Raw genomic sequence first — 20284 nt, 5'->3', positions numbered from 1 at the left:
CTGCTTGAGAAAGCGCCATTAGGCGCTTTTTGTCACTAGTGTTTCGATATGTTCGCATGCAGCTTCAAGTGAAGGCAGTTGAATATCTGCTGCACTTAAATCTTGTTTGGCTGAATAAGCATTGGGAATAGCGATGCAGTACATATTGGCCGCCTTGGCAGAGGTAACGCCGCTGAAGCTATCTTCCACCGCTATGCATTCGTTTATTTCTAACCCAAGCAGGCGGGCTGCGAGTATATAGGCATCGGGTGCGGGTTTACTTTGGGCTACATCCTCGTAGGTGACAAAAGCTTCGCAGTAAGCGTCGTAGTTGTGCGCGGCGCGGGAGTGATCGATTTCTGCTCGCTTGGCACCAGATGCTATAGCCTGCTTGAGCCCTAGCGCTTGGCAGCGGGCTAAAATTTCCTTGGCATAAGGCATGGTTTCGAACGAGCCGGTGGCCAAAAATGCCGCCATATCTTGTTTTTTACGCTCGCACAGCGCTTCTACCGTAAGGGGTAAACCGAAGGAATTGATTAAAAGCTCGGCGTTTTGTACCGTTGGAACCCCCGAGTAGCTGGCAATGTAGACTTCTTCCGATAAATCGTGCCCGTATTCCTGCACAATACTGCGCCAAATTTTGTAGTGCTCGTGCTCAGATTTAACCAGCGTGCCATCGTGGTCGAATATTATGCCTTTAATCATGGTGGGCCTTTTCCGGTGTGGGTAAAAATAAGCGCAGTACTATAGCACACGGGTTAAAATTTCATGGGCAAGCGCGCAAGCTTTGTTATGATGGCGTCCCCGCGCAACCGTTCTAGTAAAGGTTGTTACGCGACAATAAATAAAAGAGAGTAGGTTGGTGCTTAAAGTTATAGGTTTCATTGGGTTGATCGTGTGTTTATCTGCTTGTGCGCTGCAAACTGGCGAGCACAATCGCGTGGTGCAGCAGGAATTAGGTGCGCAGTCTGAATTAATACTCAAGCAGCAAGAAACAATCGAGCAACAACAACAGCAGCTGAAGCGATTAGGTGAGAGTCAGCAGCAATTGTCGCTCATGCTAACCGGCGTGAGTGAGCAGCTGGATTCATTGCATGAAATAACGGTTTACCAAGCGGCTGGTGTGCCACTGCCCAGTGAGGTGTTGGCTGACTTGCCTGTGGGTGAGCAACAGGAATCCGATGCAGAAGGCGAATCGCTAAATGGCGTGGCTAGTGCCGATAAACTGGTATTGGGGCGCAATGAGTGGGTGTGGGTAGATTTACTCAGCAAACATTTTAAGGCGCGCATCGACACAGGGTCTAGCTCGTCTACATTTAGTGCAGATAACGTCCAGCCCTTTGAGCGCAACGGCGAGCGCTGGGTTAGTTTTACGCTGCCGCAAGATGAAAGTAATACTAAATACGAGACGCGCTTGGTGCGCTTTACCAAAATTCGGCAGGTGGGCTCCGATGAGCTAGAGCGCCGAGCGGTCGTTAAACTGGTTATTCGCATGGGCGATCTTGTTGAAGAAACAGAGTTCACCCTGACTAACCGCGAGAAAATGCTTTACCCCATTACTCTCGGGCGCTCGTTTTTGCGCGATATAGTGGTGGTAGATGTCGCTCGCAAATTTACCCAGCCCCGTTTCCAATCCGCTAGCTCGACCGAGCAGGAGTAGTTAATAACATGGTTGCCGCTAAGCGCAGTCGTACCCCGTTCTATTTGTTGATTTTAGTTTTGGTTGCCGCTGGTGTTGGACTTACATGGCACCGCCACGTTGCGTTTGATGTGCCTTGGCTGCCAGGTGAAAAAAAGCGCATTTGGTCGGTAGAGGCCAAAGTGGAATTTACTGCTGTTGGTGACCCTGTAAAACTCTCGCTTGCAGTACCGCAAAAGCAGCCAGGTTTTGAAGTGCTTGGCGAGCACACTGCCAGCCCAGGTTACGGGTTGGCGTTTGTAGATACGCCCAGCGGCAGACGGGCAGAGTGGTCTATACGCCGAGCTACGGGCAAGCAAACCCTTTACTACCGCGTGGATATGCTCGAAAAGAAATTCACTGGGTTAAATGGCGATGAGCACTTGGTAGTGCCCCCCCCTTTGGCTACCCATACACTGGGTGATGGCCCACACCGCACCGCGGCGCAAAACATATTACAGCAGGCGCGTTCGCGCTCGGCGGATGCCTACACACTGGCGCGCGAGCTTATCCAAGAGTTTAAAATTCAGCCGCAATCCGCACAGTTTTTACTGCAAAAGCAATCGCGCAGCCGCTGGTTAGTAGAGCTATTGGCCCAAGCTGGGGTGCCTGCACGCGAAGTGTATGTGCTCGATTTAGAAGACGGCCGCCGCAATCAAACCCTTAATACTTACCTACAGGTGTTCGATAAACAAGAGTACCAACTTTTTGATCCGCGCACCGGCAGGCAGGGTCGGCGCGATAACCAAATAATGTGGGAATACCAGTCCGGTGCGCTGCTCGACTTAATTGGCGGCCGCGGCTCGAGCGTACATTTCTCTATTCTCGAGCAAGAGGTGCCCATCACCCAGTTGCTGCAGCGCGAGCAAAGTGTAACGCCGGCATTCCTCGATTTTTCTATCCACAGCTTGCCGCTTGAAGAGCAAACCCTGTTTAAGAGTATCCTGCTTATTCCTGTGGGGGTATTGCTGGTGGTGTTTATGCGGATTTTTATCGGCTTAAAAACCTCTGGTACCTTTATGCCTGTGCTAATCGCCATTGCGTTTATACAAACTAGCTTGGTGGTTGGTTTGGTGGGTTTTTTGTTGGTGTTGTCGATTGGTTTAATTATTCGTAGCTATCTTTCTAAGCTTAACTTGCTGTTGGTTGCCCGTATTTCTGCGGTAATTATTTCGGTCATTATTATTATTGCGTCTTTCTCTGTGCTGGCCTTTATGATTGGCTTGAGCGAAGGCTTAAAAATCACCTTCTTCCCCATGATTATTCTTAGCTGGACCATCGAACGCATGTCGATTTTGTGGGAAGAGGAAGGCCCCAAACAAGTACTGGTGCAGGGCGGTGGTTCGCTGTTTGTAGCTCTGTTAGCCTACGGCTTGATGGTGAATGACGTGGTGCGTCATATCACCTTTAACTTTATTGGGCTGCAGTTAATCTTTATGGCGTTGGTACTAATACTAGGTAGCTACACCGGCTATCGCTTATTTGAGTTGCGCCGCTTTAAGCCATTACTAGCGCGCGATAACACGCCATCGAGCGACGCCTAATATGCTTGCGAAGCTGGCCAACAAATTAATAGATGGCATTCCGTTTGTGCGGAATATGGCCGCGGTGCAATTGCACCGCAAAGGTATATTGGGCATGAATAGACGCAATGCCCAATACATAAGCCCCAACAACGCCCGCTACTTATTCCCGCTTGTAGATGACAAGCTACAAACGAAAAAGCTCGCCATAGAAAACGGGGTGAATGTACCCACCTTGCTTGGGGTGGTAGATAACCAGCACGATGTAAGCATGTTGAGCGAACTAGTAGGGGGCTTAGATAGTTTTTGTATCAAGCCGGCTAAAGGTTCGGGCGGTAAAGGTATACTTATTATTGCGCGGCGTGAGGGCGATCAGTTTTTCCGCTCCAATGGTCAGCCTATTTCTATGAGCGACATAGAGCGTCACGTATCCAATATTTTGGCGGGGTTGTTCTCGCTGGGTGGGGCAACCGATGTGGCGATGATGGAATCGCTAATTGTGGTAGAGCCAGAATTTAAAAATTACAGCTACGAGGGTGTGCCCGATATTCGCGTGATTGTATTTCGCGGTGTACCGGTTATGGCCATGATGCGCTTGTCGTGCGCGGCGTCCCACGGCAAGGCCAATTTGCACCAAGGCGCTGTAGGTGTGGGTATCGATATGGCCACCGGCAACGCTGTAAACGCAGTGCAGCGCGACAAACCGGTAAAGTACCACCCCGATACCGAACAAGATTTAATGCAATTAAATATTCCCCACTGGCATCAACTTTTAGAGCTGGCCTGCGAGTGTGCCGATATGACAGGGTTAGGCTATTTGGGGGTGGATTTAGTTATCGACGCCAATATGGGCCCAGTGCTTTTGGAGCTGAATGCTCGACCGGGCCTCTCCATTCAGATAGCAAATAGCGCGGGTTTAGTGCCGCGCCTAAAGGCTGTAGAGGGGCTTTCTCGGCCAGAGCGAATGAGTATAAAACGGCGAGTGGAATTCGCAGGTAAGCATTTTTCGGCTAAACCTCTGCTTTAGCGCTTCAAATGCGTGCAAACAAATTACCTTAAGGCACGCCAGCGGCGGGTTGATAAGGTATAATGCGCGATCTTTATGCAAAACGACTTAGTTTCGATCCCATGACTGTACAAGATTATATGCTTACGTTGGGCAAGCAGGCTCGCGCCGCTTCCCGTCAAATGGCTTCTGCCGATACCGGCAAGAAAAATGCTGCGCTATTGGCTATTGCCGATGCGATTAACAGCGCCCGCGATACCATTGCCGCTGAAAATGCGCGTGATATGGAAGCCGGTCGCGCAAATGGCCTAGATGCCGCGCTACTGGATCGCCTTGAGTTAACGCCCGAGCGCATCGACGGCATGATTGAAGGCCTGAATCAGGTTGCCGCGCTGCCAGACCCCTGCGGTGAAATCACCGATTTAAAATACCGTCCCTCTGGTATTCAGCTAGGCAAAAAGCGCACGCCGCTTGGTGTGGTGGGCATTATTTACGAATCGCGTCCTAACGTAACCGTAGATGCCGCCAGCCTATGTTTGAAATCTGGCAACGCTGCAATATTGCGCGGCGGCAGTGAGGCGATCCACTCCAATAAAGCTGTGGCCGTATGCATAGCCGCGGGCCTTAAGGCCGCGGGCTTACCCGAAACAGCCGTGCAAGTGGTAGAAACCACAGACCGCGCGGCAGTGGGTGAGTTAATCACTATGACCAAGTATGTAGATGTGGTGGTGCCACGCGGCGGCAAGAGTCTTATCGAACGCATATCTGCCGATGCGCGCGTAAGTGTTATTAAGCACTTAGATGGCATTTGCCACGTGTATGTGGATAAAACCGCAAATTTAGACAAAGCGTTTAATATTGTAATTAACAGTAAAACCCACCGTTACGGTGTGTGCAACGCAATGGAAACCATGCTGGTAGACGAAGCTATAGCCGCAGACTTTTTACCTCGGGCGGCAAAAGAATTCGCGGCACGCGGTGTGGAGTTACGGGGTTGTGAAAAAACCGTGGCCCTGTTAACCGCCAGTGATATTCCTGTTGTTGCAGCGCTTGAAGAAGACTGGGATACCGAATACCTCGCTCCCATTTTGTCTATTAAGCTTGTGGCAAATATGGATGAGGCTATTGAGCATATTAATAACCACGGTTCTCATCACACCGATGCACTGGTTAGTGAAAACTATACCCTTGCGCGCAAATTCTTAACCGAAGTGGATTCCAGCTCGGTAATGATTAATGCATCCACTCGTTTTGCCGATGGCTTTGAATACGGGTTGGGCGCAGAAATTGGTATTTCTACCGATAAAATACACGCGCGCGGCCCTGTGGGCTTAGAGGGTTTAACCTCGCAAAAATGGATTGTGTTTGGCGACGGTCACATTCGCAACTAATGACATTTAGTCGAGGAATGTGGCTTGGGTAAAGCACACGCTACACCGCAATTACTTTTTGGCGGTACATTTAACCCCGTGCACAATGGCCACCTTGTGTCTGCAATGGCGGCCCGCGAGGCCCTAGGGGTGGATAGCGTAACTTTGTTACCCTGTTATGTACCGCCTCATAAAACAGCCCCTACAATAGCTGCTGAGCACCGCTTGGCGATGTTGCAGCACGTTGTTCAAGAAAATAATCACCTGTGTATAGATACCTGCGAACTCGATGCGGGTGAGTCTATATTTACGGTTGATACCCTTGCCGCCAAACGCGAACTTTGGGGCGCAAGCGCGAGTATTATTTGGTTAATAGGGTGGGACTCCCTGCATAATCTTTCGCGCTGGCACCGTTGGCAGTCACTGCTAACATTTGCCAACCTTGCCGTTGTTGAGCGACCATTCGCGCAGAGCGACGATATTAATAGCTTGCCGCCAGCGGTTAGAAACTGGTTGCAGCAGCACCGAGTTAGCGCCAAGCAGCTTACCCAGCAGGCCAATGGTGGCGTTGCTTTGTTGCACACACCGCGAATTGAGCTTAGCTCTAGCGATGTTCGTCAGCGCCTTGGTGCTCAAAAGTCCATTCAATATATGGTACCCGCGTGCGTAGAAACTTACATTCGCGCGCATAAGCTCTACACTCATTAAAATACGTCATAAATAGGTTAATTCATTACATGCAAAACACGCAGCTTGCCAAATTAATAAACGATGCGCTGGAAGACTTAAAAGGCCAAGACATTACCGTACTGGATGTAACCAGTTTGAGTAATGTGATGGATACATTGATCATTGTGACGGGTACATCCAACCGCCACGTAAAATCGCTTGCTAATAACGTAGTTGTTGATACCAAAGCGAACGGACACCAGCCAATTGGTGTCGAAGGGCTAGACGGTGGCGAGTGGGTGCTAGTCGATTACGGCGATACCGTTGTGCATATTATGTTGCAACAAACGCGCGATTTTTATGAGCTTGAAAAACTTTGGTCAACCGCACCTGCGGGTCGCCAAACCCCTTAGTATTAATTACTCGTTTGTTCGATCGTTTAGGTTGGCGCTTTTATGAAAATAAGTTTAATAGCCGTGGGTACTCGTATGCCCGCTTGGGTGCAGGATGGCTACCAAGAATACGCTAAGCGCTTACCTAAAGAGTTGACGCCAGAGCTGGTTGAGCTGCCTCTGGCGGTGCGATCCAAAAGCACCAACACTCAAAATGCTATCGCCAGCGAGGGCGACAATATGCTCAAGCACATTGGCTCTAACACGCGCACCATCGCGTTAGATGTGCTGGGTAAATCGTTTAGTACCGAAGTGTTATCGCAAAAATTAGCCGATTGGCAAATGGATGGCCGCAACGTAAATATTTTAATTGGCGGCCCAGATGGTTTAGATTCACGCTGTTTGGCGCAAGCTGACGAAAAGTGGTCGCTATCTGCTTTAACCTTACCCCACCCATTGGTGCGGGTACTGTTAATAGAGCAGTTGTATCGCGCTTGGACCATTTTGCAAAATCACCCTTATCACAAATAATAAGCGTTGGCATAAATGAGCTGGGCAGCTAAAGACCTGCACCGATTTAAAGATCACCACAACGAGGCTAGGGTATTTGGCGGCCGCGTATTTGTGGCGCTTTTTTTCGTGCTGGTTTTATTTGGGGTGCTTATTGCGCGCTTTTACAGCCTGCAGGTTGTGCAGTATCAAGATTACGCCACCCGCTCCGATTTAAACCGCATTCAAGTTCGCCCAGTACCGCCCAATCGCGGTTTAATTCTCGATCGCAACGGCGAAATTCTTGCCCTTAACTCTCCTAGTTTTACCTTATCGCTGGTAAAAGAGCGCATTAAAAACCTGGAAGAAACCCTAGCGCAAATCGATGCCTTGGTGCCTATTTCCGACAGCGATCGCGAATCGTTTTACAAACTGCTCAAGCAGCGCCGTCGCCCCTACGAGCCCACACCACTGCGCTACAACCTCACCGAAGAAGAAATAGCGCGCATTGCGGTAAACGAATACCAATTAAACGGGGTGGAGATTCAAGCGCAATTGGTGCGCCAATACCCCAAAGGTGAAGTGTTTGTGCACGCGGTTGGTTATGTGGGCCGCATTAACGAGCGTGAACTTAGCCGATTTACCCAAGAAGAATACGAGCTGTACACCGGCACTCACAGCATAGGTAAAACGGGGCTAGAGCGGCAGTACGAAATGGAATTGTTGGGCCGTGTAGGCTCCGAGAATATCGAAACCAATGCACTGGGCCGCGTGCTTAAAGTGTTGGATCGCACCGACCCAGAGCCGGGCAAAGACTTGCAATTGTTTTTGGATAGCAAAGTGCAACAAACCGCGCTGGAGCAGCTTGGCGATCAGCGCGGTGCAGTGGTGGCCATAGACATAGAAACAGGCGGCATACTGGCGTTAGTAAGCACGCCTAGCTACGACCCCAATTTATTTGTTACCGGTATTAGCTATAAAGATTACAACGCGCTGAATCAGTCGAAAGATTTACCCCTGTTCAACCGCGCAATTCAAGGCCAGTACCCGCCTGGTTCCACGGTAAAGCCCATGCTGGGCCTGGGAGGTTTAGAAAGTAAAATCGTAAACTTCCGCACAACTATCTTCGACCCCGGTTTTTATCAGTTAGAAAACGACGAGCGTTTTTATCGCGAGTGGAAAAAGGGCGGCCACGGCTCGCGCGTGGACCTACGCGAGGCGATTGTTGAATCCTGTGATATTTATTTCTACGACCTATCGTTTCGTATGGGCGTAGATAAAATGCACGCCTTTGGTTTGAATTTTGGCTTGGGCAGTCGCACAGGCTTAGATATTCCCAGTGAGCGGCCGGGTAACTGGCCTTCGCGCGCTTGGAAGAAGGGGTATCGCGGTGTTTCTTGGTACCCTGGCGACAGTTTGAACATGAGTATTGGCCAAGGCGATGTATTGGCAACACCGCTGCAGCTTGCTGTTATGACTGCAACGCTGGCAACGCGAGGCACATTAATTAAGCCGCGTTTAGTGAAGCAAATTGGCGATACGCCTACCGAAAAAGAAATACTCGGTGTATTAGAAGCAGATTCTGCCAACTGGGATTATGTACTCGAAGCAATGGAGGGGGTGGTGCATGATCGCAATCACGGCACCGCGCGCGCTATTAGCCGCAACCTCAGTTATCGCATAGCCGGTAAAACCGGTACCGCGCAAAAAGTAGGTATTGCGCAAGATGCCGAATACGAGAGCGATAAGATCTCGGCGCGCAATCGCGATCACGCATTATTTGTCGGTTTCGCGCCAGCAGATAACCCCAAAATTGCGGTTGCAGCAATTGTAGAAAACGGCGAATCGTCGGGTATTCCCGCCGCCATCGTTAAGGAGGTGATGAATGCGTATTTACTTCCAATGGAGGGCGAATAAATGAGTCAAAAGCAGGATTTCGTTCGTCGTATCCCTGATTCAGCCCACCACTTTGGCCGCCCTACGGGGCTGTGGCAGCGCATTCACGTAGACCCGCTACTGCTTATTATTTTACTAGTGCTGTGCTGCTTTGGCTTATTAGTGCTGTACAGCGGTGGCGGTCAAAGCGAGCATATTGTTAAGCGTCAGTTAATAGTGTTTGGCGTAGCCTACTCAGTAATGTTTGTTGTGGCGCAACTAGACTTGCAAATGTTGCGGCGCTGGGCGCCGTGGTTATATGTGGCGGGTGTGGGGCTGTTAGTGCTGGTGTTCTTTTTTGGTGTAGGTGCCAAAGGGGCGCAGCGCTGGTTGAGCTTGGGCTTTATTCGGTTTCAACCCTCAGAAGTTTTAAAGCTGGGCGTGCCAATAGCAGTGGCTGCGTTTTTTAGCTCTAAGGTTTTGCCGCCCAAGTTTTTACATATTTTAGTGTGCTTGGGTATTATATCTGTGCCTTTTGTACTTATTTTAAAACAGCCCGATTTAGGCACCTCAATATTAATTGCTGCTTCTGGGTTAATTGTTTTATTTTTGGCCGGCTTGCAGTGGCGTTACATTATTGGCTGTGTGTTTTTGATTGTAGCCAGTGCGTGGCCAATGTGGACCTATGTAATGAAGGATTACCAAAAGCAGCGAGTACTTACGCTGTTTAACCCAGAGGCCGATAAGCTCGGGGCCGGTTGGAATTCTATTCAAGCAAAAATTGCTATAGGTTCTGGTGGTGTTGATGGTAAAGGCTGGCTGCACGGCACTCAGTCGCAGTTAGACTTTTTACCCGAAAGCCACACCGATTTTATTATCGCTGTGTTAGCCGAAGAGTTCGGTTTACTTGGCGTTTTATTTTTATTAAGCATATATTTGCTGTTGATAGCGCGCGGCTTATTTATTGCGGCTAGTTCACAAAATATGTTTAGCCGTTTATTGGCGGGGAGTATTACGTTAACTTTTTTTGTCTACGTATTTGTTAACATCGGAATGGTATCGGGTATGTTGCCGGTTGTGGGCGTACCATTGCCCCTTGTGAGTTATGGTGGTACATCCATTGTTACTCTTATGGCAGGTTTCGGACTGCTAATGGCAATAGCCACCGAAAAGCGTAAACCCAGTTAACATATTAGTTATGCCCCGCGACGTATTCGCGCGACCCAACCATAAAAAGGCGATTTAGATGTTTTCGACTTTAAAAAAAGTATTCTCCACTACCGCTTTAGCGGCAGTGATTACTGCAAGCCCGCTCGCGCTAGCAGATTATTCCGAGCACCCAGAAGCTAAAGCATTTATTGCCAAAATGGTAAATGAATACGGCTTGAGCGAAAAAGAAGTGGTGCGCATTTTAAAAGATGCCAACAAGCAGCAATCTATTTTGGATGCTATTGCGCGCCCAGCGGAAAAAACCAAACCTTGGTTTGAGTACCGCAATATATTTTTGGGTGAATCTCGAATAACTCAAGGCGTAGAGTTTTGGGCCGAAAACGCCGATACCCTTGCCAAAGCCAGTAAAGAGTTTGGTGTGCCCGAGCAAATTATTGTGGCTATTATTGGTGTTGAAACACGCTACGGGCGCCACGCTGGTAGTTATCGTGTAATAGACGCTCTTACTACCTTGGGGTTTGATTACCCACCGCGGTCCACCTTTTTTGCCAAAGAGCTCGAAAACTTCTTATTGTTGACCACCGAGCAAAAACAAAACCCGCTAGCGCTAAAAGGCTCTTACGCGGGGGCAATGGGCTACGGCCAGTTTATGCCAAGCAGCTATCGCGCTTACGCAGTAGATTTTGATGGCGATAAAAAAGCCGATATTTGGAACAACCCCAAAGACGCCATTGGCAGCGTGGCCAACTACTTTCGCGCCCACAAATGGCAAACCGGCGAGCCGGTTATGGTTAGGGCGCGCATTGCTGAGGGCTACGACGAGTCTATATTAGATTCGCGCTCACGGCCGTCGCTTACAGCAACCGAAGTGGCCGCAAAAGGCTTTACGCCTGTCGATGTAGAAATACCTGGCGATACCAAGGTGATGCCCATTGCTTACGACGGCGAAAAGGGCAAAGAATATTGGCTGGGTTACGATAACTTTTACGTTATTACTCGCTACAATCGCAGCCATATGTACGCGCGCGCAGTGTGGGAGCTGAGTGAAGAGATTTTATATCGCCATAACAGCCCAGCGCCCGCCTCGGTGGCCACACCTTAAACGCGCATTTTATAGGGCAATACGTTTTTGAAATATCCGTACATGCAGTTCCACTTGGTTAATCGCTGGGTACTTGTCGCGCTATCGGGCAGCCTGCTTGCTTTTGCAGGCTGCAGTACCTTGCCCTTGGTGGTAGAAGAGCGCGACAGTGGGCCGAGTAAGCCGTTAAGTGTGGATCATATACCAGAGCCGGTGCCGCGCTACGAGCCACGCACCCGCGCCGGTAATTACAGCCCCTACACTGTACTGGGTAAAACCTACCATGTAATGGATAACCCCGACGGTTACCGCGAGCGCGGTGTGGCATCGTGGTACGGCAACAAGTTTCACGGCCGACGCACCTCCAACGGTGAAATTTACGATATGTACGCGGTTACGGCAGCGCACAAAACGCTGCCCATTCCGAGTTACGTGCGGGTTACTAACCTCGCCAACAACCGCTCTATTATCGTGCGGGTGAACGACCGCGGCCCGTTTCACGGCGACCGTATTATCGACCTAAGCTATACCGCTGCGCGCAAACTGGGCTATGCCAACGCCGGTACCGCACATGTGACGGTTGAATATATCGATCCTAAAAAGTACGCAATTACCCAGCCTGGCTACACGGTGCCAGTCAACGATACCGTGTTAGACGGGGTGGCCCCAGCCCCTTCACCGGTAGACGCCGGCGGTTATCAGCTGCCAGAGGGCACCTTTTTGCAGGTGGGCGCGTTTGGCTCGTTGCAGTCTGCACAAGCGATGCAGCAAAAAATCAATGCACTTACCTACTACCCCGTGATTATTTTGCGCCCAGGGGAGGTAAAGGCCTACAAAGATAAGTTTTATCGCGTCCAAATAGGGCCTATCGACAACAATTTGGCCTTAATCACTATCCAAGACAAGGTAATAAAAGCGAATTTGCCGGAACCTCATGTGGTAAACCGCACTCAATAGATATAACCGAGGCACAGCCATTCGGGTTTTTATAGGTTTGCTGCTACAATAGCGGCCCTTTTACTTCGAACGCTGGCCTCCACCTCGTTAAACCTCCAAAACAAGGGTAATTTCTTCGCCAATGCTGACCTCAATGCGCTCCTTCGTTGTTTGCTTACTCGCCACGATTTGTGTACCTGTATTCGCAGCTCAAGTTATTGTGCCTGCGCCCCCAGAGCTTTCTGCTAAAGCGTATTTATTGATAGACGCCGATACCGGCAAGGTAATTGTAGAGAGCAATGCCGATGAGGTAATGGAGCCTGCAAGCCTTACCAAAATGATGACCAGCTATATCGTTTCGGAAGAAATAGAAAGCGGCCGCTTAACAGAAGATGCGTTAGTGCTAGTGAGTGATGACGCATGGCGTCGCGGTGGTTCGGCAAGCGGTAGCTCGACTATGTTCCTCGACCCTCGCAGCGAAGTACGCGTTATTGACTTGTTGCGCGGTGTAATCATTCAATCTGGTAACGATGCCAGTATCGCGCTAGCGCAACACATCGCTGGCGACGAATCTGCCTTTGCCGATGTAATGAACCAGCAGGCGCAGTTATTAGGCATGAACAGCACCAACTTTGAAAATGCCACAGGCTGGCCAGCCGAAGGGCACGTAACTACTGCCCGCGACCTCGCTATACTTGCGCGTGCGCTCGTTAACGACCACCCAGAGCACTACGCGCTTTACTCCGAAAAATACTTTAAATACAACGGCATAAACCAGCCTAACCGCAACCGCTTACTGTTTCGCGACGACAGCGTAGACGGCATGAAGACTGGCCACACCGAATCTGCCGGTTATTGTTTGGTGGCTTCTGCTAAGCAAGATGATATGCGTTTAATCTCGGTGGTTCTGGGCACTAAATCCGACTCGGCCCGCACCCAGGATTCGCAAAAGCTTTTATCCTACGGTTTCCGTTATTACAAAACCTACACCTTGTACAACGAAGGTGAGGCTATTAGCGATGCAAGAGTTTGGAAGGGCTTAACCGACAAAGTTAGCTTAACGGTAAATAGCGATATCGAAGTGACCATTCCTCGCGGCGCACATAAATCGGTTAAAGCTGTTACCCGTGTAGATTCTATTATTGAAGCGCCTGTGGCCCCCGGCCAAATTTTAGGTAGCCTACTGCTTAAACTCGAAGACGAAGTGCTAGCAGAATACGACCTAGTGGCTGCCACCAAAGTGGATGAAGCCGGCTTTTTTGCTCGCACCTGGGACAGCATCATGTTGATGTTTGAAGATGATGAAGAGGCAGCAAGTGAGTAATCAAGAACCGCCAAAAATTGAATTTCCGTGCCCCGACTACCCGATAAAAACCTTGGGTGTGGCCAGTGATGAATTCTTAGATGTTGTGCTGGCTGTAATGGATAAGCACGCCCCGGGCTTCGATCGCGATAAACTCGAAGTGCGGGCTAGCAGCAAAGGCAAGTTTCAATCCTACACCGTTTACATTACGGCTACTGGTATAGAGCAGCTGCAAGCCATACACGAAGACCTTAAAAAACACCCTGGCACGCGCATGGTGATGTAACTTATAGCTGCGCGCTCACAAGGTGTGCAGCTGTAAATACCCAGAAAGCTTAAAAGCAAGCACCTTCAAATTTGTGATGTACCGCTGTGACCGATTTGCCCATATTGCACGTTAAAAACCTAGGTAAAGCCGACTACCAGCCCGTGTGGCAGGCAATGAAAGACTTTACCGATGGGCGCGATGCGCATACACCCGATGAGTTGTGGCTGGTAGAGCACCCCCCTGTATTTACACAGGGCCAAGCGGGCAAAGCCGAGCATTTGTTGGCCCCAGGCGCGATTCCGGTGGTAGCCACAGACAGGGGCGGGCAGGTCACATATCACGGCCCAGGCCAACTCGTGGCCTACCCCTTGCTGGATTTACGCCGCTTAAAAATAGGGGTGCGCGAGCTTGTTACAAAAATAGAGCAATCTGTTGTGGCATTGTTGGCCGAATATAAGATAGATTCCGCGCCCAAAGCGGATGCGCCAGGTGTGTACGTAAATGGTGATAAAATAGCCTCTTTGGGCCTGCGAGTGCGCAAAGGGTGCAGTTTTCACGGTGTAGCAATCAACGTAGATGTTGATTTGGCGCCCTTTAACCAAATTAACCCCTGTGGTTATGCGGGCCTTAATATGACCCGGTTGGTTGATTTAGTTGATACAACCAAACAACCAGTAGTATTTAGCGATGTGGCCAAGCGCTACACGCGAATTTTATCCAACATACTTGGGCTAACCGCCCAGCTAAAAGAGTAGTAGCTGATGAGCGAATCCTCAGAGAACAACACTGGCGTACAAAGCCATGAACCCAACGCGGCCACAAGCCAAGAAAGCGTAATGATGTCCGATGCAATAGCAACCGACGGCGTGCCTGTTAAACGCACCCGCCGCATTAAACAGGGCGAAAAACTGCGCGATGCCGATAAGGTAGAGCGTATCCCCGTAAAAGTAATTGCAACGGATAGCATGCTGCGCAAACCCGATTGGATTCGCATTCGCGTAAAAGCCGACCCCGAAGTGGATCGTATTAAAAAACTACTGCGCAAAAACAAACTGTCTACGGTTTGTGAAGAAGCCAACTGCCCTAACCTAAGCGAATGCTTTGGCGGCGGTACTGCTACCTTTATGATCATGGGCGATATCTGTACTCGTCGCTGCCCTTTTTGCGACGTGGGCCACGGCAAGCCCAACCCGTTAGACGAGAATGAGCCAAAACACTTGGCCGAAGCTATCGCCGATATGGGCCTCAAATACGTGGTGGTTACCTCGGTGGACCGCGACGACTTGCGCGATGGCGGTGCTCAGCATTTTGCCGACTGTATCCGTGAATCCCGTGCGCTTTCGCCCAACCTGCAGGTAGAAATTCTCACCCCAGATTTTCGTGGCCGCATGGATATAGCGTTAGATATTCTCGCCAACGAGCCGCCCGATGTATTTAACCACAACCTAGAAACCGTGCCGCGTTTGTACCGCGAGGCGCGCCCAGGTGCCAATTACAAATGGTCGCTCGAGCTGCTTAAAAAGTACAAAGCGCTTAGGCCAGAAGTGCTTACTAAATCTGGCTTGATGGTAGGTTTAGGGGAAACCAAAGAAGAAATCTTTGAAACCCTGAAAGATATGCGCGAACACGATATAGACATGTTAACCATCGGTCAGTACCTACAGCCGTCGCGCGATCACTTGCCGGTTAAACGCTATGTAGAGCCTGCAGAGTTTGACGAGTACACCGCAATGGCAGAGCAGCTAGGCTTTAAGCACGCCGCTTGTGGCCCGCTTGTGCGCTCGTCCTACCATGCCGATAAACAAGCTCACGGTGAAGAAGTTAAGTAATTGCCGCCTTCGGGGTTACTTAACGGCTACTTGTAGGTTCAACTGGTTTTTTCTATCACCAATAGCGGTATACAGTGACTCCCATTCGCATTTCTAATTTGCGGGACTACCCCGAATGGCTAACGCAGGTTAGCCAATGGCTACACAGCGAGTGGATGGCTCGTTACGGTGAAGGTGTATCTGCGCAAGCGGTAGATATAGATCGCCGCGCGCGTCTTGAAAGCCTGCGCAAGCACCTAGAGCCTAATGCGCTACCGGTAAGCTTTGTAGCACACCAAAACGAACAGCCTGTTGGCGTTGTTAGCTTAGTGCGCTATCAGTCCGAGCAAGTGCCCAACCCAGCCGTATGGCTAACCAACCTATTTGTACTGCCCAATTACCGCAAGCACGGTATTGGCCAAAGTTTGCTGGTAAGTGCGCAAACCTACGCCAAAAACATGGAACGCGGTAACAAAGTTGTACCCTTTAACGCCAAATTACAATTATTTACCCACGACCTTGCCGCTTACTATGGCGAACGAGGCTGGAAGAAAAACCGCGTAAGCATATTGCATGGCTTGCGCGGCGACATTATGGAGTTTGACTTGCGTTCGCGCGGTTAAATTAATGGGTTGTGTCACTGCAACTTGAGCTAGCTTAACAAGCGAATTTCTAGGTGCAGAAGGCGATAACTATAGTGTTTAGAGCTACACTTACTCAAAGCCCGTACTCTGTTCGCTGCCAATGAAACGATTTTTGAATATAGGAATAGGTTTACTTTTCATCTTCGGTGTATCTGCTAACGCAGAGAATGGGCCGAGCTTGCTTGTTGATATGAGCTTAGAGCAGCTACTCAATATTCCTATTAAAACGCGCCACTTTACCGAGCAGTTAAATAGTGCGCCGCGCCCCCTCTCTGTTTACACCGATTCTACACTGCACCGTAACCTTGTTCATTCATCCTACGATTTAAGTTTGTTAGTGCCCAATTTTTCAATGCACCGCAATTTTGGTCGCTATCAAGAGCGGCCTGTTATACGTGGCGTGGCATCCATCGTGGGGGAGTCACCTGCGGGGATTCTTATCGACGGAATAAGCGTATCGAATATGACGCAGTCGATACCCATGCGGGGTTTGGAGCAAATTGAAGTGCTGCGCGGCCCAGAAGCGGCTCTGTACGGGCGCGCTAATTTTTCTGGAGCGATTAATTTTGTTTACAAGCGCCCAGTGCAAAATAATTATGCAATTGTTAATAGCAAGTTTGCGAACAACCTATATCGCACCTTAGATTTCGAAGGGAATATAGCGCCCACGAATACGACAGGCTTGCTGTTAACAGCGGTTAAACAATCCAATTCGAATAGTGTTGATAACAATCTAGGTGATACCACACGAGGCTACGGCGCCGAGCAAACCCAAATGCTAAGCCTCGCTGGCACTTGGCAGCCGAGTGAACACCTCGCTTTTTATTATCGTGCAACCAAGCAAGACGATAATGATGGTCACATACCCGCGTATTTGCAAAACCGCGAGTTTAACAACTGCTATTTAGACACAAGCATTCAATACTATTGTGGTGAATTACCTGCACCTAAGGCTGTGGGGTATAACTCGGCGGGCGCACCTTGGGATCTATCGCTTGAGAATACAATAGAGCGTCAACACCTAGAGGCGAGCGTTACACAAAATAAATTTGATATAACATTTACACATGCGCGCAGCAGTTTAAATAATGCAACCGGTTTTGACGGTGACTTATACGAGCTGCAAGGCGTTTATACCCAATTAAATAAGCATAGTACCGACATCACATCGCAGGTTATCTCTAACATTTATTTCGATACTGGGCGTTTACTTATTGGGGCGTCGCACTATTCGCTAGATAAATTTAACCAAACTAACAACGCCTTCGACTTTGGTGGCCCAATTTCGGTTATGGTTGGCGCGGCACAATCTGTTTATATAGATAACACTTCTTTATTCGCTAGCGTAGATAAAGAACTGGGTAACGATATTAAATTAAGCGTAGATGTGCGCTATAGCAAAGATGAAATTGCCTATAGCAGTCTTGATAACGGTGAGACCTACAGCGACGCTAATGTTTGGCACAGCGTATCGCCGCGGGTAAATGTTTCAAAGTTATTTAACGTGGCACCGCTAAATAGCCAGTGGCTAGCGTATATTTCTATGGCGAAAGGGCGTAAGCCTGGTGGCTTTAACGATAACCTCGAGTCACTCGCATTCGAAAACGATACTGAACGCGCGCGCATACTAGGTTTTAAAACTTTCGAAGAAGAAACGTTAATAAGTTACGATATTGGTTTGAAAGGTGAGTTAATTGCGAATAAGGTTTTTTTTAGCACTAATATTTTTTACTACGATTGGCAGCAATTACAGTTAACGCAAAGCCTAAGTTATGTAAATGACAGCGCGCAAAATGTACGTGTTACTACCATTGCCAATGGTGGCAAGTCTCACAACATGGGTGCGGAGCTAGAGCTAGAAGCGGCTTTGACTAGCGCTTTCTCTACGCGGTTAAATATGGGTGTTACCCAAACTGAACTAAAAAATACAGCTACAACAGCGCATTTAGATTTAACCGGCAATAGCGATGTAAGCGGAAACCACATTCCCAATGCGCCTCAGCTAGATGCCTACGTTGGGCTGTACTACCAACGAGCGCTTGCCAGCAATTTACACCTTTCACTGAGTAGTACGCTTGCTTACGAATCTAAGCGCTACGTAGCCGAGCACAACTTTGCCACCATTGGCGATTTTTACCGGCTTAATCTTATGGCGAGTATAGAGCGCGATAATTGGGGCGTATCGCTATGGGGCAAAAACCTTAATAACGACACCACGCCAGAATCCGCTGCGCGCTTTGGCGATGCCGCTACCTTCTTTCAAACCAGAGCATTTGGCATAAGTTTGGCAGAAGAGCGTCAGGTTGGGTTGGGCGTTAGCCTTAGCTTTCACTAGCCGGTAATTGTTGTTCGTTTAGTGAGCAGAAATAACTGAATCCCGTCGCGGTTTTCGGTATACTCCCCCCGTTTTTTACCCCCACTCTTTCTGCCGGATACTTCATGACTGTTAATACCTTCGACCCCTCAAAGGCTAGCCCCGTTACCCATGCATCAGATAGCGCCAGTAAAACCCCTGAGCCTAACGCGGTTGCAGCACCAAGCTCCGAGTTAGGCAACAGAGTCGGGTTTGTATCCTTGGGCTGCCCAAAGGCACTAGTGGATTCCGAGCGCATTCTTACCCAGCTTAAGTTGGATGGCTACGACGTGGTGCCAAGCTATAACGATGCCGATGTGGTGGTAGTTAACACCTGCGGCTTTATCGATAGCGCCAAGCAAGAGTCCCTCGATGCTATTGGCGAAGCCATGAAAGAAAACGGCAAGGTGATTGTTACGGGTTGCATGGGCAAGGGTAACGATGCCCAAGTTATTAAAGAAACTTACCCCAATGTATTAAGCGTAACTGGCCCGGCGGCTTACGAAGAAGTAATGGGGGCTGTGCACGGTTATATACCGCCGAAAAAAGAGCACAACCCACTTATCGATTTAGTACCCCCACAGGGTGTAAAACTTACACCGCGCCATTACGCCTATTTAAAAATTAGCGAAGGCTGTAACCATCGCTGCACATTTTGCATTATTCCAGATATGCGCGGCGACCTAGTTAGTCGACCCATCGGTGATGTATTAGGTGAAGCCGAACGCTTAGTGGCAGCGGGCACCAAAGAAATTTTAGTTATTTCACAAGATACCAGTGCTTACGGCGTAGATGTAAAATACCGCACCGGTTTTTGGCAGGGTCGCCCGGTTAAAACACGCATGCTTGAAATGTGTGAAGCGTTGGGCGAGTTAGGTGCGTGGGTGCGTTTACATTATGTGTACCCATACCCGCATGTAGATAACGTAATACCACTTATGGCTGAAGGCAAAATTCTGCCGTATTTAGATATTCCTTTTCAACATGCATCGCCACAAGTATTAAAAAATATGCGTCGCCCCGCGCACCAAGAAAAAACTTTAGAGCGCTTAGCCAAGTGGCGAGAAATGTGCCCAGAGCTTGTATTGCGTTCTACATTTGTTGTTGGCTTTCCCGGCGAAACAGAACAAGATTTTCAAATTCTTTTAGATTGGCTGCAAGAAGCACAATTAGATCGCGTAGGGTGTTTTGAATATTCCCCCGTTGAAGGCGCAAAAGCGAACGCATTACCCAACCACGTGCCCGACGAAGTAAAACGCGAGCGCTGGGAACGTTTTATGGAAACCCAGCAAGCTATTTCGGCAGCCAAGCTCAAACAAAAAGTCGGCTACGAAATGGATGTGATAATCGACAGTATCGACGGCGATATAGCCACCGGCCGCACTTATGCCGACGCACCAGAAATTGATGGTGTAGTTACCTTTAGTGGCGCAGCAGGTATGAAAGTAGGTGAGTTTTCTGCGGTAGAAATAACCGGGTCGGATGATTACGATTTGACTGGTATTGCGGTAGAAGATGAGCAATAAAACTTAATTGTCACCTAGCGTTTGACGCCCCTTTAGCGGCGTTAAGCGCTTGGTGCATATTATCCCTTTCTTTTTGTTTTCTTAATTTCTTTCATTTCTCCCATTCCTCAAATTCCTCTCATTTTTATCACTCCCCTTATTTCTCGATAATTTATTTTGCTGTCTGTTTAGCGTCTTAAATTCCTTGGTGATTAGCGCGCCCATTTTTTGTTGT

At 49.1% G+C, this 20284-nt stretch carries 19 protein-coding genes; 18 read left to right on the top strand and 1 reads right to left on the bottom strand.

Annotated elements, in window-relative coordinates; genetic code table 11:
- Nucleotides 1-18: 18 nt before the first annotated feature.
- Nucleotides 19-684, bottom strand: a complete 666-nt coding sequence (locus SDE_RS17520; protein ID WP_011469820.1) for an HAD family hydrolase — start codon at nt 682-684, stop codon at nt 19-21.
- A gap of 157 nt (nt 685-841) precedes the next feature.
- On the opposite strand from SDE_RS17520, the gene SDE_RS17515 reads away from it, so the two are divergent.
- The 18 genes from SDE_RS17515 (at nt 842) to rimO (ending at nt 20070) form a co-directional block, all read left to right on the top strand.
- Complete coding sequence (locus SDE_RS17515) at nt 842-1639, top strand: ATP-dependent zinc protease family protein (RefSeq protein ID WP_143710919.1); 798 nt, start codon at nt 842-844, stop codon at nt 1637-1639.
- Nucleotides 1640-1647: 8 nt separating this feature from the next.
- Nucleotides 1648-3201, top strand: a complete 1554-nt coding sequence (locus tag SDE_RS17510) for an inactive transglutaminase family protein (RefSeq protein ID WP_011469818.1) — start codon at nt 1648-1650, stop codon at nt 3199-3201.
- 1 nt (nt 3202) lies between these two features.
- Nucleotides 3203-4207 carry an alpha-L-glutamate ligase-like protein gene (locus SDE_RS17505; protein ID WP_011469817.1) on the top strand — a complete coding sequence of 335 codons (1005 nt, stop codon included), beginning with the start codon at nt 3203-3205 and terminating at the stop codon, nt 4205-4207.
- 101 nt (nt 4208-4308) lie between these two features.
- Nucleotides 4309-5577: a glutamate-5-semialdehyde dehydrogenase gene (locus tag SDE_RS17500; protein WP_041324857.1), complete on the top strand. Its 1269-nt coding sequence runs from the start codon at nt 4309-4311 to the stop codon at nt 5575-5577.
- 24 nt (nt 5578-5601) lie between these two features.
- Nucleotides 5602-6264: a nicotinate-nucleotide adenylyltransferase gene (gene nadD / locus SDE_RS17495; protein WP_011469815.1), complete on the top strand. Its 663-nt coding sequence runs from the start codon at nt 5602-5604 to the stop codon at nt 6262-6264.
- 29 nt (nt 6265-6293) lie between these two features.
- Complete coding sequence (gene rsfS, locus SDE_RS17490; RefSeq protein ID WP_011469814.1) at nt 6294-6638, top strand: ribosome silencing factor; 345 nt, start codon at nt 6294-6296, stop codon at nt 6636-6638.
- A 42-nt stretch (nt 6639-6680) separates the two neighbouring features.
- Entirely contained in the window at nt 6681-7148 is a 468-nt protein-coding gene (rlmH, locus tag SDE_RS17485; protein WP_011469813.1) for a 23S rRNA (pseudouridine(1915)-N(3))-methyltransferase RlmH, read from the top strand.
- 15 nt (nt 7149-7163) lie between these two features.
- Entirely contained in the window at nt 7164-9023 is a 1860-nt protein-coding gene (mrdA, locus tag SDE_RS17480) for a penicillin-binding protein 2 (protein WP_011469812.1), read from the top strand.
- A complete protein-coding gene (gene rodA / locus SDE_RS17475; RefSeq protein WP_011469811.1) occupies nt 9024-10169 on the top strand; it encodes a rod shape-determining protein RodA in 1146 nt (381 codons plus the stop codon).
- Nucleotides 10170-10227: 58 nt separating this feature from the next.
- Nucleotides 10228-11253, top strand: coding sequence for a lytic murein transglycosylase B (mltB, locus tag SDE_RS17470; protein WP_011469810.1), 1026 nt, complete (start codon nt 10228-10230; stop codon nt 11251-11253).
- A 27-nt stretch (nt 11254-11280) separates the two neighbouring features.
- A complete protein-coding gene (locus tag SDE_RS17465; protein WP_275450094.1) occupies nt 11281-12189 on the top strand; it encodes a septal ring lytic transglycosylase RlpA family protein in 909 nt (302 codons plus the stop codon).
- A 133-nt stretch (nt 12190-12322) separates the two neighbouring features.
- Entirely contained in the window at nt 12323-13492 is a 1170-nt protein-coding gene (locus SDE_RS17460) for a D-alanyl-D-alanine carboxypeptidase family protein (protein ID WP_193339775.1), read from the top strand.
- Nucleotides 13485-13757: a YbeD family protein gene (locus tag SDE_RS17455; RefSeq protein ID WP_011469807.1), complete on the top strand. Its 273-nt coding sequence runs from the start codon at nt 13485-13487 to the stop codon at nt 13755-13757. Before SDE_RS17460 ends, SDE_RS17455 begins: the two co-directional genes overlap by 8 nt.
- Before the next feature lie 86 nt (nt 13758-13843).
- Nucleotides 13844-14494, top strand: a complete 651-nt coding sequence (gene lipB, locus SDE_RS17450) for a lipoyl(octanoyl) transferase LipB (protein ID WP_011469806.1) — start codon at nt 13844-13846, stop codon at nt 14492-14494.
- Between the two features lie 84 nt (nt 14495-14578).
- Complete coding sequence (gene lipA, locus SDE_RS17445; RefSeq protein ID WP_041325963.1) at nt 14579-15568, top strand: lipoyl synthase; 990 nt, start codon at nt 14579-14581, stop codon at nt 15566-15568.
- Between the two features lie 74 nt (nt 15569-15642).
- On the top strand, nt 15643-16170 hold the full coding sequence (locus SDE_RS17440; protein ID WP_011469804.1) for a GNAT family N-acetyltransferase: 528 nt from the start codon (nt 15643-15645) through the stop codon (nt 16168-16170).
- Between the two features lie 133 nt (nt 16171-16303).
- A complete protein-coding gene (locus tag SDE_RS17435) occupies nt 16304-18526 on the top strand; it encodes a TonB-dependent receptor (protein ID WP_158303893.1) in 2223 nt (740 codons plus the stop codon).
- 104 nt (nt 18527-18630) lie between these two features.
- Nucleotides 18631-20070, top strand: a complete 1440-nt coding sequence (gene rimO, locus SDE_RS17430; RefSeq protein ID WP_011469802.1) for a 30S ribosomal protein S12 methylthiotransferase RimO — start codon at nt 18631-18633, stop codon at nt 20068-20070.
- Nucleotides 20071-20284 lie beyond the last annotated feature (214 nt).

Source organism: Saccharophagus degradans 2-40, assembly GCF_000013665.1.
GTDB classification, from domain to species: Bacteria; Pseudomonadota; Gammaproteobacteria; order Pseudomonadales; family Cellvibrionaceae; genus Saccharophagus; species Saccharophagus degradans.
This window is presented reverse-complemented; position numbering and strand designations above follow the sequence as displayed.